Genomic DNA, 13,756 nt, shown 5'->3' with positions numbered 1-13,756 from the left:
CCTTCCAGCCACGTTTTCTGTCAACTGGGCTTCCATGGGGTGTCGCGGATACCTCAACTCTTACTGTATCCTTGTTGGTTTTCAGGCGCTCGAATAATTCAAGGTGATTTTTGTAATCGGAGCTGATCTTGGCCTCCGCTTCCTTTTTCTTTTTGTCGTCGGCTATCTTTGCTGACAGATCTGTTGCCGTTTCATAAGCTTCATCGATAATTTTTTTATACTCAAATTCAGTGCCAGATGCTACCTTGGTAATGTTATATGAGCCGTTATTGTCGTAATCAAAATCGATTCGCCAATCGACCAACATCCAAGCGGGAGGAACTGTGGCGATACACATTCCGGTTCGTGAGGGCCCACCAAATCCCTCCCAGGGAGCAGTAGCAGAGGCAACGCAACCTTTCACCCAGAAGGTCGTCTCTCTATCAACTTTGCAGTTCGGTATGGTTGGTGGGCTGCAACTAGGGCACTGTGCCCAAGCAGGTGGATTTTGGAATGAAAATAGAACAAGCAAACAAATGAATTGGCATATGGTTCGCGAGGAGATCATTTAAGTTCCACTCCAAGTCGCTTGCACTCCGATGTCGAGTTTGGGTTATACGCTTGGCATTTGTTTTCTTGAACATCTGATCCGCCATCATAAGCTTTGGCGGCAGCTTCACAAGCCGCTTTCTGGTTAGGAAAACGGCCGATGATTTTTGAGGAAATTTCTCGAAATCCGTCGGCGGGTACGACATAGCAATTCATGTTTTGCGGGTTCTTGGCTAGAAGCCAATCGGCTGCTGACGCAGGCAATGCCACTACCGCAGCAATGAAAATCGACGCTCGCACAAATTTCATATGTCCTCCGATGAACAAGATCGTCCGGCAAGCCAATGTATGCGTCAAGTCCTTCGTCCATCAGATTAATTCACAAGATTGCTTTTCGGGGGACAACGCTGAAGCGACGCCAACGCGGAGAGGATGTAGCGAAAAATTGCATGCAAACATGTAATCATGCACGAGCGTTCAACAGATCCTTGAACTCGGTGGTGTAGGCTGGCGATACGTTGGCGCGGCGCATCGACCAGTCAGGCGTAGCGCCGGTGCCGCCTGGTCGCAAGGTGTCGCGGCCAAAGCGGCGATTCAAGGTGTCTAGCGTGTGCATCAAGGCTGCAGACCGCACCGGATCGCGGGTGGGGAAGAACTGCGCTGGCATCTCCGCTGCGCGGCATAGATCGATGAACACCACCCCCGCCTTGGCGTAGCGAAACCCATCGCGCCACATGCTGTGCGCGACTTTCACCGTGGTTCCGATCAGCGCGAAGCTGTCCGCACTGGGCTCCAACGACACCGTTGCCTGGTTGGCATAGGGCGGGTCGCCGTTGAAGCGGTTGGTGTGCATGAACACCTGCACCGCAGAAGCCACCAGGCCGTGGCTGCGCAGTTTTTCTGCCGCGCGCGCGGTGTAGCTGGCCACAGCCTCGCGCATCTCGTCCCACTCGATGATCGCTCGGCCGAACGAGCGCGTGACGGCCAGCGATTTCTTCGTGGCCGGCACCAGCGCGAACGGCATGCAGGCGATGCCCTGCAGCTCGCTTTGCGTGCGCAGGCCGGTCACCGTCAGCAGTTTGCGCATCTCGTCTGCAGGGAACGCCACCAGCTCGGCCACCGTGTTGATACCGGCGCCTTTGAGCTTCGCCTGTGCTGCCGGCCCCAGGCCCCACACCAGCGACGTGGGCAGCGTTTTGTAGGCCTCTGCGCGCGCGGCCGCCGTCGACAGGTCGCAGATTCCCGGACCATCGCGATCCGCCTTGGCCACGCGGTTGGCCATCTTGGCGATGGTCTTTGTTGGACCGATCCCCACGCAAGTCGGAATCTTGGCCACGCGCCGCACCGTCGCGCGGATGCGGGCGCTGAGTTCAGCCAGGTCGCCTTGCAGGCCGACCAGGTCGAGGAACATCTCATCGATGGAATAGGGCTCGACGCTGGGCACGAAGTCGTGCAGCACCTCGAACATGCGCCGGCTCATGTCGCCATACAACGCGTAGTTCGAGGACTTCCACACCACGTCGCGGAACTCCGGCTTGTGGCGTGCCAGGTGCCAGGGCTCGCCCATCTTGAGGCCGAGATCTTTGGCTTCCTGCGTGCGGGCAATCGCGCATCCATCGTTGTTGGAGAGCACCACCACCGGACGGTGCCGCAAGGACGGATCGAAGGCGCGTTCGCAGGAGCAGTAGAAGCTGTTGCCGTCGATCAGGGCCAGCATTTCACACCTGAAACCGCACCAGCGCCTCGACGATGGCCCAGATCTCGATGTCCTCGGCGACCGCAACGGGTTCGCTGCGCGTCGGCCGCAGCCACCACGTGTCTTCCTTGAAGCTCAGGGTTGCCAGGATGACATCGGAATTGATGAAGGCCACACACACCTTCCCTGCCGTCGGATCGGCTGCGGCATTGGCCACCAGCACATCGCCGTGGCGGATGCCGCGCTCGGCCAGGGCCTGGCCCACGACGCGCACCGGGTAGATGCCCGGCCGGCGCAGATTCAAACGCTCAGCCAGGTCGATGACCGGCTGGACATAGTCCTGCGCCGGGCTCTGAAAGCCCGTGGTCTTGTCGCCTTGATAGCTGGTCATGGAAGGACATAAGCAGGAACGCGCACCCGAAGCAATACGATTTCGGGAATGGGTACTGTGATTTTATACATGCGCTAACGGCGGCGTATAAATGCATGTATTGATGCATGCATGCAAACATGTAGGTTTGTAATCGAGCTATGAGGCAGAAAACTGGGCGCATCTTTCGGCGTTCCGCCCAAAGACCAAGCTCTACGCGCTTCGCGCCCTGAGCCCTGGCGGTCTCAGCCATACGGTCACGATCCTTTGCGCGAACACAGCATGGCGGAGAAGACGCTTGCGCGCCCTCCCCGCTGTCTCTGCGTCTTCCGGCTTCGCCTGCAGCGCTCTTCAATGGCTAAGGGGTCTCCCCTCGCGCCGGTCGAGGGTAAAGCGCTGTCGCGCCAGTTCGCCGGTCTCCCCAACCTTCCTCCTTGCAGTCGTGCAGGCCGGGTGATCCCCCTCCGGCGCCCTGCCCTTGCCCGTTGCTAGCCCCGCTCTCGCCGAGGGGCACGGGGTGCAGCCATTTGCACCCCTAGCCCTAAGGAGAAAACCGTGAAAGCAAGCAGCAAGACCCAGGCTCCCAAGACCGATGTGTATGCCCGCGTGACCGACAAGATCGTGGCCGATCTGGAACGCGGTGTGCGCACCTGGATGCGCCCGTGGACCGTCAGCGGCAACCCCGACCCGATGGGCCGTCCCCTGCGGCACAACGGCACGCCGTATCGCGGCATCAATGTCGTGCTGCTGTGGAGCGATGCGATCGACAAAGGGTTTCGTTCGCCGACCTGGATGACCTACAAACAGGCCCAGGAGTTCGGTGGCCAGGTGCGCAAGGGCGAATCCGGCTCCTCCGTGGTCTATGCCGACCGCTACACCAAGACCGAAACCAACGCCCAAGGCGAGGAAGCAGAACGCGCCATTGCCTTCATGAAGGGCTACACGGTATTCAACGCAGACCAGATTGATGGCCTGCCTGCGCGTTACCAGCTGACCCCCTCCCCTGCTCTGCCTGCCATGCCGTTGATCGACGCCGCCGAGATCTTCTTTGCGAAGACCGGTGCCGTTGTTCGCCATGGGGGTGGACACGCGTTCTTCTCGCCGGCGGCCGATCTCATCCAGCTGCCCGAGCCCGGCGCGTTCCGTGACCCCGAAAGCTACGCCGCCACCAAAGCGCATGAGCTGATCCACTGGACTGGCCACGAATCGCGGGAAGCCCGCACCTTTGGCAAACGCTTCGGGGATGAGGCCTACGCGTTCGAGGAGCTGGTGGCCGAAATGGGTGCCGCGTTTCTCTGTGCCGATTTGGGCATCGCGCTCGAGGTGCGTGAAGACCATGCCGCCTACCTGGCGCACTGGCTGCAGGTGCTCAAGCAGGACCGCCGCGCTATCTTCACGGCCGCTGCCCATGCCCAGCGCGCCGCGGATTTCCTGCAGAGCCTGCAGGCGGGTTGATGGTTTCGAACATCGGGGGATGGCCCCCGACGCCGCAGACCTCGGGCCTCCTGGCTGGGATGCCGGCGTCTCGCTCTGCGAGCCGCCTATGCTTCACGGACCGAGATCTACGAATTGCCCATGCAAGCCATCCCGACCACCTACAAGGGCTACCGCTTCCGCTCGCGCGTCGAAGCGCGGTGGGCCGTTTTTCTCGACGCGCTCGATGCCGACTGGACCTACGAAACCGAAGGCTTCGATCTCAATGGCACCAAGTACCTCCCTGATTTCTGGGTCAGAGACTGGGATTGCTGGATCGAGGTGAAGGGCGCGGCGGCCTCGCAAGAAGAGCTGCACAAATGCCGCCTGCTTGCCGACGCATCGAAAAAGCGAGTTCTTCTCCTCTCTGGCGAGCCAGGCATGCACAAAGACAAGAGCAGCTACAAGATCACCATGTTCGCCAGCGATGACACCGACCGAGAAGTTACAGATGGCTGGGAGTTCGGCGAAGGTCGACGCTGCAGCCGCGAAATCTGGCTGGTGTCCGAAGAATGGGGCGCCTTCACCTTGAAGCCGGTGGCGCACGAACGCGATGACGGCTATCCCTTGAGCGGGTCTTCGGCGTACGCCATTGGCACCGCGTTGGCTGCCGCGCGCGCCGCACGCTTTGAGTTTGGCCAATCCGGCACTGCCTGAAACGGCAAGGGAGGCATACAGCCTCCCTTGTGGTGTCCTATGATGGCCCCGTCAGGTCGCAATGCCTGACGGGGCATGGGCCCTCCTGATGTGCTTCCGCATGTGGCGCATTTGAAAGCTCTCCTTTCCTTCGATGTCCCTGCACAGGACCAGTTGCACAAGAAACCCGCTTTGGTGTTCCACCACCTGGCGGGTTTCGCCTTTTCACTTCCCCCCGGGAACCAACGCGAGCGGTTTCTTGCGGGTGATGGCCGCGTTCTTCTCGGCCTGCTGTTGCGCCCGTTGCGCCAGTTTTTCTTCTGCGAATGGCGTTGCCTTTTCGATGAGGCCTGACAGGTCGTACTCGTTGGGCAAGTTGTCGCCCACGCTGGCCTTGCGGTAGATCCGCTTGATGTACCCCCAACGTTCCATCTCCTCGATCCGTTTTTGGATCGTGCGCGGATGCACGCCAATGGCCAGGCCGAGCGATTTCTTCGAGCGGTAGGGATTGCTACCAGGCGTCCACCAGTTGCCAGCCAGGTGCAGCAGGATGTTGATGTCCAGCGGCGTCAGCTGCAGCGCCTGTTGACGCTCAAAGATGACGTTGGGGAACGAGGTCCAGCCGGACTGGGCCAAGGGCTTGGACCATTTCGCGGCCACCTTCTTGTCGGTGGTCGCCTCTTTTGGTTTTTCGTTGGGGACTGCCATGTGCGGCTCCATTGCGTTCGATGACTGAAGTATTGCCGCGGGCCAATAGCGGGGCAAGGGTCGCCCCGTTGAGGGGGGAGGCATAGAGACCACCCCCCGAGGTATTTACTGCGTCTGCTGCGTAGACTCTGCGTTGCGATGAGTCTGCTACGCCATGGAGCGTCTTCTTTGGGAGGCGTAGTAGCCTCCCCCGGGCCGGGCGAAGTAGCCCTCCCCGGGCGCCTCTCACGCCCTCCGGGGGCGCCCGAAGTGGCTTCCCACGCGGTCAACATTTTTGCAGCCACCCAACTGGGGATGCTGGTAAAAAAGCATGCTTACATGTTCGCATGCAAACATGTAAACATGCAAACATGCAAACATGCAAAGAACCAATCATAGGCTTGCAAGCCTAAAGCCTGCCGAGGACAGGCAGCCGACCTGCCCTTGTGCGGCACATGCCAAATCGGCGGAACCGACTGTGGAATGACTCCCTAGAGGAAGGGGCGGTCGGTAGGGGGCGAAGATTGTGGCGGGAGTGGTGGAGCTGAACAACTGTCGGAAAAGGAACGCTTTGTTCAGTTTGCGGAAACGATACTTTGCTCGGAGGCCGGTTTTTCTTTCAGAACGCGACTTCCACAATTCAACTCATCGATGAGACGCAAACAAAACGACTCAACGAAGACAGGCCGGAAGGTCCGGTCCGCCGAAGCGAAGTTGTACCAACATCTGAAAGGAACGCCATCATGAACACGAAGCCGCACCCCATCGCCGTCGCTTTCGCCATCGTTGGCGCAGCCGCCCACCTGATCGCAGGCCATGTGGTCTACGTGAAGGCCAACATCTATACCCCGCTGCGCACTGCCGCTGCCGACGTGGCCCTGCTGGCCACCGGCTTCGCGGCCCTGCTGAGCCAGGTCAAGGACCTGATCGTCTAACACGCCCTCCCACACCTCAAGCCCGCTTCGGCGGGCTTTTTTTTCGTCTGGGCGCGCCCCAGAGCGGGCCGATCACGGCCGTCGCGTGTTCGCTCCATTTGGGAAAAATGGGTGGTAACCGGCAAGGTCGTGACAGTGCAATGGAGGCATGAAATTCGACGCCAACACCTTCGCCATCGTCACCATGATGCTGGTGCCCTTTCTGGACCAGCATCCCGTCGGGAGTGCTTTCCTGCTCTGCCTGCTACTGGCTTGGCCATGGCGGCGCTGAGCACCGCTGAATGGACACCCAAAGCGTGTAAGGGCATCGCCGCCAGACCGTCATTTGGAGCCGCTACCGTTTGCGGTGCTGGGCGTCATGGCCCCCTGTCCACTAGGTAGTGTGGGCTGTAGGAGATCAGGCAACTCCCGCTCGCCCGGAGCGAAACCCGGGCGCCAAATTCTCTGTTGCGGTGCACCATGAGGCGCGCAGAATGCGCAGTTCCTCTACTCAGGAACTCGGCCATGACCGCTCTCAAGCACACCCGAAAACTGATCGAAGACAACCCGCGGTCCGAGGGCGCGGTCACCCTGGCCGATCTGGTCATCGCGTTGGAATCGGAAGCGCCCTTCACGCTTGAGCGCCTGTACGCGCTGAAGCTCGATGAATTCGAGCTGGCCGTCGAACTTCTCGGCGAATGGCGCCTGGCGCGGTACTACGCCAAGAAAGGCAAGCTGCTGGATCTGGCCGTGCAGACGCGCGACCTCAGCGCGCATTGAGGCACTGGCGCCCCTCGTGACGATCTCACTTCCGTGGTTTTGGACCCTCGGACACCTGGCCGCGTTGGTTGGCATGGCGATGGCTGGGCTGCACGTTTACACCAGACCGCGCGCTGGTGTCATCGCTGGGCTGCTAGGCGGCGTGCTATCCGCCGCGTGGCTGGCCTACATCCTTGCCGAGATTGAGCAATCGTTTTTCGGGGTGTATCGCTGGCTGGCTTGGATCGTGGCTTTTTTCGCGGGCTATGCATGCGGCGCCGGTGTCGTTCCGCTGGCACGAAGTCTCTGGGGTTTGCGCGGTCGCTGAACTGAATCGTTCCCAGCAGGTGGGCGGCATCACGCTGTTTAGCCTGCCCAATCTCACCGCTTCGAACCATTTTCCTGTGCTGCCTCCGGCCGTGTGGCACCTTGGCCAATGCGCAACTGGTGACAAACAATAATTCACATGCAAGCATGTTTGCATGCAAACATGCTTGCATAGATGCATGGTTCCATGCATGGTAAGATCCGAACTAACAACCAAGGCAGGGACCATGCGCACCATCGTGATCAACTCGCAGAAGGGCGGCAGTGGGAAGACTACGCTGTGTGCCCATTTGGCTGTCGAGGCTGAGAGGGCAGGGGACGGCCCGGTATTCCTGATCGATACCGATCCCCAAGGCACCCTCAGCACCTGGCACGAGCATCGCGCTGCGGAGCTTCCGCAGCGTGCAGAGGTGCCTCTGGCCAACCTTGCGCAAGGCATAGAGGCCCTGCGTGCTCGCAAAGCCACCTATTGCTTCATCGACACGGCACCAACGCGAACCGATGAAAACGCAGACGTGTTTCGTCTGGCTGATCTGGTTCTGGTGCCCATCCGCCCCAGCCCCTCGGATCTGTGGGCCGCAGCAGCTACCGTTGGCCTGTTGAAGCAAGCCAACATCCCGTTCCTTTTCGTGCTCACGCAGGCAAAGTCAAACGCCAGCATCACCGCGCAGGCAGCTGCAGCACTGTCGCATCACGGCCCCATCGCCGAAACTTTCATTTCCGACCGAGTGCATTACGCCGCAGCGATGACCGACGGGAGAACGGCTTTGGAGCTGGCACCGAAAGGGCCGGCGGCCATTGAAACCGCAACACTTTGGAAGCATATAAAAGCATGTTTGCATGCAAACATGGAAAAAACATCGACTGCAGGAAAGAAGCGCCATGGCTAAAGCAGTTCCCTTGACCCTTGAGACGATGAACGTGCCGCAGATCACGCCTGCGGCCGCAACACCGGCGCGCAGTGCCGCCCCTAAGCCAGCGGCTGTTGACCCGGCTCCGGTACGCAGAAAAAAGGCTGAGAAGGTCAACCACGTGCCGTTTCAGATCCGTGTGCCGGCCGAGCTGGCCAGGGCAGTCAAGATCGCGGCGGCCGAGCGTGACCAAAGCATCAGCGCGTATGTCGTTGAATGTTTGCATGCAAACATGCCATCTCTGCAGAGAAAGTAGTGATCACTCGGGTGCAATGCTGCGCATTACGCAGCCTTGCGTCCATGATCTACAAAGCCAAAGGGCGTAAAAGCATCCACGCGGCGCTAAAAAAGCCGGAAGAACTTAAGCGTCTATTGCCAGACGGACAAGTCGTCCCCAGGGCAACCATGGCCGCCATGGTCATCAGCCCAGGCGAAAAGGCATCCATGAAAGAGACCTACGTCCTCTGGCAGGCCATCCCGTCGGACCAGTTTGTCGAACTGCGGGCTGTGCCGCTATTGCCGGTCGACGACAAGGACAACCTATCGCCCTAGACTTAATTGGTAGCTACCAGATACGAATCGGCTTGTTTCATGGGAAACGTTGTCTTGCACGGGCAGAAACTGGTGCTGGGAGGCCCGGCACCAGGGGCAGGCAATTAGCCCTGGTCGGTTTCATCGCCATCTTTGAGCGGCATGCAGACCAAACGGCCCGCGACGGAGAGGCCTGCTGGGATAACTACATCGAAGCCACCGCCGTTCCCGTGCGGCCAGACTATTCCTATTTCGTCATCCCAGCAAGGCTTTTCGGTCACTGCCTTCGGGTGCGTTCTCGACGATAAAAGCGCGGTGCGTTGGTTTGGACATAGTGTTCTCCTTTTATGTGGCCTCCATGTTGAAGGCAAGGAAATCACGCCTGGCTTTGCGCATCAAGCGCCGCAGTCATAGGTCTTTTGGGGGACCGGGCATGGGGGAGCCGAAACCCGTTACTGATGGGGCGGCGCAAAGCGATCGTGATCGGACTTCATTCATGCAAGAGCAGGGGAGAGGCCAGGCTCAATCACAGCCGCGCTCATGGTTTAATATCTATTTCGACCATCCCGACCTTATGAGCCAATACAAAGATCTGCTGAAACAGCGCGCCGAACTCGATCGCCTGATTGAAGAGCTGCGACAACGCGAAAACGGCGAAGCATTGGAAAAAGTGCGTGCGCTCGTGACCGAATTCGGCCTGACTGCCGACGATGTCTTCGGACGTCAGAGAAAGGCCTCTGGCCCCGTCGCCGCGAAATACAGAGACAATGCGACGGGTGCAACCTGGAGCGGCCGAGGAAAGCCGCCGCGCTGGCTCGCAGGCAAAGACCGAAATGACTATCTGATCGCCTGAAGGCGATCCAGGGCCGGCGAGGTGTGGAAGACCTTCCGGCGGCTTTAATGCGCCAAACGACGGCTCGGCGAGGCCCCTGCAAGCCTTAGCCAAAGAATAGCGGCGTGGTTTATGATACGCGCAGATTTCCCACGCAATTTGTATTCACTTCATCAAGTGCGTAGCGAGCCGTGGACATTTTTGTGCTTCGCAATCCACGTCGTCCGATTATGGCAGCAAGAGCAAGGCCAAACAGTATTATCGTTGGAGGTTCAGGTACCAATCCAGCCGACGCCGTAGCAGTTGCGCCTCTAGTGCCGGCCGAAATATCTATAAATTGCGAGTCAAGCAAGAGAACATCTGCAAGATCAATGGCTGATGAACCAGCCATGATGCTCTTGAATGTCATTTCAACGAGAACCCCCGATCCATTTGCTCCCCCAGCTGCACCCAACAGCGAGTTTCCAACGAAGCTTACAATCCCTAACGAATTATCGATTAAACCGGGGATAAAGAAAGTGGATCCGGCGCTTGCCAAAAACCCCCCTTCTGATTGATCCGTAGCTTCCAGCCTTGAAGCATCGAACAAGACCGAGAAATTGAATGTATACAGGTCGACAATATCCGATATTCTGATGCCGACCTGGAAACTATTACCTACTCCAATCGAACTGATTGACGGCTCAACACTCAGTACAGGAGCGGCATTCACCATTTGAACGGGCAACAAAGTCAATGCCACTAATGTTGCGGCTATGAGTTTTTTGAAAGTCATGGTCGTTCCTATAAATTATTTGCAGCTGGAACCAGACGGAAGGCGCTTCGAAGCGACGCCCAAGTCCCTTGCGTCAACAATACCGTCTTGATTCAAATCGGCACGCAGATCATAGCCGGCCTGTCCTGCTTTTCTCCCGAAGCTAGAGCGTATCAAGGCAAGGTCAAGGCAGCTTATAGATCCATCTGCATTGACATCACCACCGTTCGTTTTATTCGCAATCCGGGTGATCTGGACTTTTCCACCGGAAATGTCGGTGCTCCAGATGTTGTTATCTCTATCCTCGCTGGAAAATAGGATTCTTCCCGTTTGCCTATCCCAGCGTGGGTATTCATCTGATCCCCGTGTGGCCAAATTCAACTGGCTCAGACCCGATCCATTTCCATTGACTACCCAAAGCCTCTGGCCGCCTGTTCGCGATGAAGAAAAGACAATTCCGTTTGGACCCCAGTCAGGATTCCAATCTAAGAATTTTCCTGTGGTTAGTTGTCTTGTCGAGCCGGCATCAAGGGTGGTGGCAAAGAGGTTGCAAACCGTCTCATTAATCGAGCCGCCGTCAGGCGGTCGCGTGCAACCGACAAAAGCGATTTCTCTGCCGTTGGGCGACCAGGTCGGATCACTTACGAGAATCGACTGAAGGCCAACAGCACGCGCTTCGCTTCCATCCGGATTCATGATCCAGATTTCACGCTTACCAGTCCTGTCTGAAGTAAAAATTAGTTTTTCTCCATTGGGAGAATATCGCGGATATTCGTTGTCTTCTACGTTGGCTGTAATTTGCATCAACCCGCCACCATCAGGGTTTGCAGACCATATGTTGTAAGTCCCCCCTCGGTTGGAAGAAAAAACGATTTTTCTACCATCGGGAGACCAGTCAGGATCTTTTTGAATGCTCTCTGGCCAGTTGATCAGTGGCTTTGCGTCCGAACCGTCGCGATTTGCTGACCAAATTGTTTTTCGACCAGTAGCATTTGATACAAAGAGAATTTTCCCCCCATTCGGAGCCGCCACGGGAGATGCCGACATAGGGGGCGAAAGGAAACCTTCTTCCGTTTCGGGAGAAGCGATTGATATTGCGGGGAAAGCTGCCAGCAAAGATGTTGCCAGAATGAATGCGGCTTTGATGAGGTTTGATGAATTTTTCATTTTTTCCTCTACTTATTCTTTTCATCTGAGAACTCAACGAGTGCTTTCGCTATGGCTTCGCCAATTTGCTGCCTTTTTCCTGCATCGTTGAGTATTTTTTCATCATCCGTATTTCCAAGCGACGCATCAAGATGATACAAAATCTCTGCCAGTGTCCCTGGCGCATTGAACTCTTCAGTCGCGGCTAGAACGATTAGATCGCAATTCTTCTCGATCAAGCCGTTTCCGGTGAACAGGGGTGGCACCACACCTTGAATTGCGTTACGCACTTTGATCGACAGCTTATCTGAATCTTTTTGACACCAATAAGCTTGGGTTCTTCCTTTGATTAATCGACCGCTGCCACCATTGGTGTGCAGAGATATAAAAACCGCACCATTCTTCTCTTTGGTCTCAAGCTTGTCAAAAATTCTCATGCGATTGCGAAGGTCGCTACCGCATCCGTTTGTGCCTTCTTTATAGTCTGGCTGTGGGTAATATATCTGGTCATTCTTTGCGTCATATTTGCCGCAGCGCTCATTCCACGGAGCATTTTCTCCGGTTCTTGTTTCAAGATAAGAGAGGCCGTCCTTTTTGAGCTTGTCCCGAATGATTCCAGCGAATAGCAGCGTAAGATTGTCCTCTCTTAGGTTATAAGTCGGGGTAGCTGGTCTTTGATATCTGCGGACATTGTTCTCATCCAGCAGCTTGCCATGCCCTGCGTCAATGATATAAGTCGCCGGATCATAAGTAAAAGAAAAGTCGTCTATGGTGAAAGTATTTCCCGAGTCCCTGAAAGTAACCTTGCTAATTTTTTTGGACCCGGGGTCCAAGGCAATGCTAAGAAGAGTATTGGGAGATATGCCCGTTCCAGCACCAATATAATTTGGCCCACCGGTGGTCATTGATTTTAGTAAATTCCCATCCACATCGAACGCGGCCATGGTGATTGCACGATTGCCAGTTATTTTCGCTGACACCTTGGTCACTGCTTTCACGGTCTTGTCAAACGTAACGGTAATGACGCCACTTCCCCCAGAAGTGTCGTAAAGGATGTTACTTCCGGATGCTGGAGGGAACTGGCCGCAATTGAGCGCGCCGCCGCATGCTAATACCGTCGCACCCGAAAAGGTGACACCCTCTATTTTTGGATTGGAAACGAGTTCAGTGACGCCATCAAATCCGAGTGTCGTTTCTTTAGCCGTTGCGCCACCTACTGCAAGCATCAATAAAAGTGCGACTATGCATTTTGAGCGGGTAATGGGATGCGTCATTGCGAGTAAACGTTTATAACGATGCATAGCGATTCCCCTTGGCAAACTTAAATTTATGCAGCGGAAATATCTTGGTTTGCGCTGTTGTGTGCGCTGCAACATTAGATGACATGGCGGCTGGCGTCGTCTAATAGCGTTTTCCCCTATCTCTCTGGTTAACCTTTCATCAGTTTTGATGATGCACTTTATACGCATACTGTGCTACTAGCCCGCGTATCTTTTCTGATGCAAGCCGTGCAGATAATTTGCTGCTTTCCAAGATTTTAGTCTTGAGTAGATTGCATGAATGCATGCATACATGCATAGACATAGTCTGCAAGCATTTGATTCCCCATCGACATCAACGCCAGTGCTGCAACCCGGGGCTAGTGGCACGAGAACTGTGCTGGGCCAGGCGCTGCGCTTGCGCGGCAAGCGCAGCTTTGCCACACGCGGATTAAGACGCGTTCGTCGATGCCGTCATAGAACAAATACTGGCAATCTCCAAGTCATCCAAGGCAAACCATTCATTGCGAATGCGCTTGCGATAAAATTTCTTGTGCAGTGCAAATTCATCTTGTTGTGCGCTCGCTGATGGAAACTGATGAAGAAGAATAAGCGGCCCTGGATTTGCGCATTGCAACTGACGAATCCTTTTCGGAACCGACAGTGAAGAGCCGATTTTGCAGTGGCCAGATTCTGACTGAATCAAATAGACATAGCCGAAAGTCCCCTTGCTGCGTCGCTCTGGGAGTTCAAGTTTGCCGATGTACTTTTCCCAGCCTGGCCAGTCTGATGTGCTGCAAATTCCAGAGCCATCAACATATTTATCTTCCCATGCATGGAGACTTTCACGCTCATGCAGCGGGAGCGCAGAGTAGCAGCCAACCATTGCTGCTGCGTACTCAAGAAAGGTCATCGCCATCGTAGCTAACAAAG

19 protein-coding genes are annotated in these 13,756 nt (G+C 56.4%); 10 read left to right on the top strand and 9 right to left on the bottom strand.

Annotated elements, in window-relative coordinates; translation table 11 throughout:
• From ACSQ4M_RS37970 to ACSQ4M_RS37955, 4 genes are all read right to left on the bottom strand, one after another.
• A partial coding sequence (locus ACSQ4M_RS37970; RefSeq protein ID WP_436194655.1) for a hypothetical protein occupies positions 1-337 on the bottom strand: 337 nt, incomplete at its 3' end.
• A gap of 206 nt (positions 338-543) precedes the next feature.
• Positions 544-837, bottom strand: a complete 294-nt coding sequence (locus tag ACSQ4M_RS37965) for a hypothetical protein (protein ID WP_436194654.1) — start codon at positions 835-837, stop codon at positions 544-546.
• Positions 838-991: 154 nt separating this feature from the next.
• On the bottom strand, positions 992-2,245 hold the full coding sequence (locus ACSQ4M_RS37960) for a Y-family DNA polymerase (protein ID WP_436194653.1): 1,254 nt from the start codon (positions 2,243-2,245) through the stop codon (positions 992-994).
• Between the two features lies 1 nt (position 2,246).
• The gene (locus tag ACSQ4M_RS37955) at positions 2,247-2,615 is read right to left on the bottom strand and encodes a LexA family protein (RefSeq protein WP_436194652.1); all 369 of its coding nucleotides are present in this window, start codon (positions 2,613-2,615) and stop codon (positions 2,247-2,249) included.
• A gap of 534 nt (positions 2,616-3,149) precedes the next feature.
• Between ACSQ4M_RS37955 and ACSQ4M_RS37950 the strand changes: the two genes are divergently transcribed.
• Entirely contained in the window at positions 3,150-4,049 is a 900-nt protein-coding gene (locus ACSQ4M_RS37950; RefSeq protein ID WP_436194651.1) for an ArdC family protein, read from the top strand.
• 120 nt (positions 4,050-4,169) lie between these two features.
• On the top strand, positions 4,170-4,724 hold the full coding sequence (locus ACSQ4M_RS37945; RefSeq protein WP_436194650.1) for a hypothetical protein: 555 nt from the start codon (positions 4,170-4,172) through the stop codon (positions 4,722-4,724).
• A gap of 204 nt (positions 4,725-4,928) precedes the next feature.
• On the opposite strand, the gene ACSQ4M_RS37940 is transcribed toward ACSQ4M_RS37945, so the two are convergent.
• On the bottom strand, positions 4,929-5,411 hold the full coding sequence (locus tag ACSQ4M_RS37940) for a helix-turn-helix domain-containing protein (RefSeq protein ID WP_436194649.1): 483 nt from the start codon (positions 5,409-5,411) through the stop codon (positions 4,929-4,931).
• Between the two features lie 722 nt (positions 5,412-6,133).
• On the opposite strand from ACSQ4M_RS37940, the gene ACSQ4M_RS37935 reads away from it, so the two are divergent.
• From ACSQ4M_RS37935 to ACSQ4M_RS37900, 8 genes are all read left to right on the top strand, one after another.
• On the top strand, positions 6,134-6,325 hold the full coding sequence (locus tag ACSQ4M_RS37935) for a hypothetical protein (RefSeq protein ID WP_436194648.1): 192 nt from the start codon (positions 6,134-6,136) through the stop codon (positions 6,323-6,325).
• A gap of 148 nt (positions 6,326-6,473) precedes the next feature.
• Entirely contained in the window at positions 6,474-6,596 is a 123-nt protein-coding gene (locus tag ACSQ4M_RS37930) for a hypothetical protein (protein ID WP_436194647.1), read from the top strand.
• Positions 6,597-6,829: 233 nt separating this feature from the next.
• On the top strand, positions 6,830-7,084 hold the full coding sequence (locus ACSQ4M_RS37925; RefSeq protein ID WP_436194646.1) for a hypothetical protein: 255 nt from the start codon (positions 6,830-6,832) through the stop codon (positions 7,082-7,084).
• A 16-nt stretch (positions 7,085-7,100) separates the two neighbouring features.
• Entirely contained in the window at positions 7,101-7,391 is a 291-nt protein-coding gene (locus ACSQ4M_RS37920) for a hypothetical protein (protein WP_436194645.1), read from the top strand.
• 226 nt (positions 7,392-7,617) lie between these two features.
• Complete coding sequence (locus ACSQ4M_RS37915) at positions 7,618-8,280, top strand: AAA family ATPase (RefSeq protein WP_436194644.1); 663 nt, start codon at positions 7,618-7,620, stop codon at positions 8,278-8,280.
• Positions 8,273-8,557, top strand: coding sequence for a hypothetical protein (locus ACSQ4M_RS37910; RefSeq protein WP_436194643.1), 285 nt, complete (start codon positions 8,273-8,275; stop codon positions 8,555-8,557). The genes ACSQ4M_RS37915 and ACSQ4M_RS37910 overlap by 8 nt, the downstream gene beginning before the upstream one ends.
• Before the next feature lie 44 nt (positions 8,558-8,601).
• The gene (locus ACSQ4M_RS37905; RefSeq protein WP_436194642.1) at positions 8,602-8,853 is read left to right on the top strand and encodes a hypothetical protein; all 252 of its coding nucleotides are present in this window, start codon (positions 8,602-8,604) and stop codon (positions 8,851-8,853) included.
• A gap of 475 nt (positions 8,854-9,328) precedes the next feature.
• Positions 9,329-9,685 carry an H-NS histone family protein gene (locus tag ACSQ4M_RS37900; RefSeq protein ID WP_436194641.1) on the top strand — a complete coding sequence of 119 codons (357 nt, stop codon included), beginning with the start codon at positions 9,329-9,331 and terminating at the stop codon, positions 9,683-9,685.
• Positions 9,686-9,794: 109 nt separating this feature from the next.
• Here ACSQ4M_RS37900 and ACSQ4M_RS37895 read toward each other — a convergent pair whose 3' ends face one another.
• From ACSQ4M_RS37895 to ACSQ4M_RS37880, 4 genes are all read right to left on the bottom strand, one after another.
• Positions 9,795-10,439, bottom strand: a complete 645-nt coding sequence (locus ACSQ4M_RS37895; protein ID WP_436194640.1) for a cohesin domain-containing protein — start codon at positions 10,437-10,439, stop codon at positions 9,795-9,797.
• A 15-nt stretch (positions 10,440-10,454) separates the two neighbouring features.
• Positions 10,455-11,585: a dockerin type I domain-containing protein gene (locus ACSQ4M_RS37890; RefSeq protein ID WP_436194639.1), complete on the bottom strand. Its 1,131-nt coding sequence runs from the start codon at positions 11,583-11,585 to the stop codon at positions 10,455-10,457.
• An 8-nt stretch (positions 11,586-11,593) separates the two neighbouring features.
• Positions 11,594-12,865, bottom strand: a complete 1,272-nt coding sequence (locus tag ACSQ4M_RS37885; protein WP_436194638.1) for an N-acetylmuramoyl-L-alanine amidase — start codon at positions 12,863-12,865, stop codon at positions 11,594-11,596.
• A gap of 409 nt (positions 12,866-13,274) precedes the next feature.
• Positions 13,275-13,742, bottom strand: coding sequence for a GIY-YIG nuclease family protein (locus tag ACSQ4M_RS37880; RefSeq protein WP_436194637.1), 468 nt, complete (start codon positions 13,740-13,742; stop codon positions 13,275-13,277).
• Positions 13,743-13,756: the final 14 nt, after the last annotated feature.

Origin of the sequence: Pseudorhodoferax sp. LjRoot39, from assembly GCF_964253035.1 — a bacterium.
Lineage (GTDB): Bacteria > Pseudomonadota > Gammaproteobacteria > Burkholderiales > Burkholderiaceae_C > Pseudorhodoferax.
The sequence above is the reverse complement of the archived record's forward strand: the minus strand, read 5'-3'. Positions and strand labels throughout refer to the sequence as shown.

Excerpts from the sequence above, each read along its gene's own strand:
- ACSQ4M_RS37960 (WP_436194653.1), bottom strand. The coding sequence starts at position 2,245 with ATGCTGGCCCTGATCGACGGCAACAGCTTCTACTGCTCCTGCGAACGC.
- ACSQ4M_RS37945 (WP_436194650.1), top strand. The coding sequence starts at position 4,170 with ATGCAAGCCATCCCGACCACCTACAAGGGCTACCGCTTCCGCTCGCGC.
- ACSQ4M_RS37955 (WP_436194652.1), bottom strand. The coding sequence starts at position 2,615 with ATGACCAGCTATCAAGGCGACAAGACCACGGGCTTTCAGAGCCCGGCG.
- ACSQ4M_RS37930 (WP_436194647.1), top strand. The coding sequence starts at position 6,474 with ATGAAATTCGACGCCAACACCTTCGCCATCGTCACCATGATGCTGGTG.
- ACSQ4M_RS37905 (WP_436194642.1), top strand. The coding sequence starts at position 8,602 with ATGATCTACAAAGCCAAAGGGCGTAAAAGCATCCACGCGGCGCTAAAA.
- ACSQ4M_RS37965 (WP_436194654.1), bottom strand. The coding sequence starts at position 837 with ATGAAATTTGTGCGAGCGTCGATTTTCATTGCTGCGGTAGTGGCATTG.
- ACSQ4M_RS37925 (WP_436194646.1), top strand. The coding sequence starts at position 6,830 with ATGACCGCTCTCAAGCACACCCGAAAACTGATCGAAGACAACCCGCGG.
- ACSQ4M_RS37900 (WP_436194641.1), top strand. The coding sequence starts at position 9,329 with ATGCAAGAGCAGGGGAGAGGCCAGGCTCAATCACAGCCGCGCTCATGG.
- ACSQ4M_RS37895 (WP_436194640.1), bottom strand. The coding sequence starts at position 10,439 with ATGACTTTCAAAAAACTCATAGCCGCAACATTAGTGGCATTGACTTTG.
- ACSQ4M_RS37890 (WP_436194639.1), bottom strand. The coding sequence starts at position 11,585 with ATGAAAAATTCATCAAACCTCATCAAAGCCGCATTCATTCTGGCAACA.
- ACSQ4M_RS37880 (WP_436194637.1), bottom strand. The coding sequence starts at position 13,742 with ATGGCGATGACCTTTCTTGAGTACGCAGCAGCAATGGTTGGCTGCTAC.
- ACSQ4M_RS37910 (WP_436194643.1), top strand. The coding sequence starts at position 8,273 with ATGGCTAAAGCAGTTCCCTTGACCCTTGAGACGATGAACGTGCCGCAG.
- ACSQ4M_RS37935 (WP_436194648.1), top strand. The coding sequence starts at position 6,134 with ATGAACACGAAGCCGCACCCCATCGCCGTCGCTTTCGCCATCGTTGGC.
- ACSQ4M_RS37940 (WP_436194649.1), bottom strand. The coding sequence starts at position 5,411 with ATGGCAGTCCCCAACGAAAAACCAAAAGAGGCGACCACCGACAAGAAG.
- ACSQ4M_RS37915 (WP_436194644.1), top strand. The coding sequence starts at position 7,618 with ATGCGCACCATCGTGATCAACTCGCAGAAGGGCGGCAGTGGGAAGACT.
- ACSQ4M_RS37885 (WP_436194638.1), bottom strand. The coding sequence starts at position 12,865 with ATGCATCGTTATAAACGTTTACTCGCAATGACGCATCCCATTACCCGC.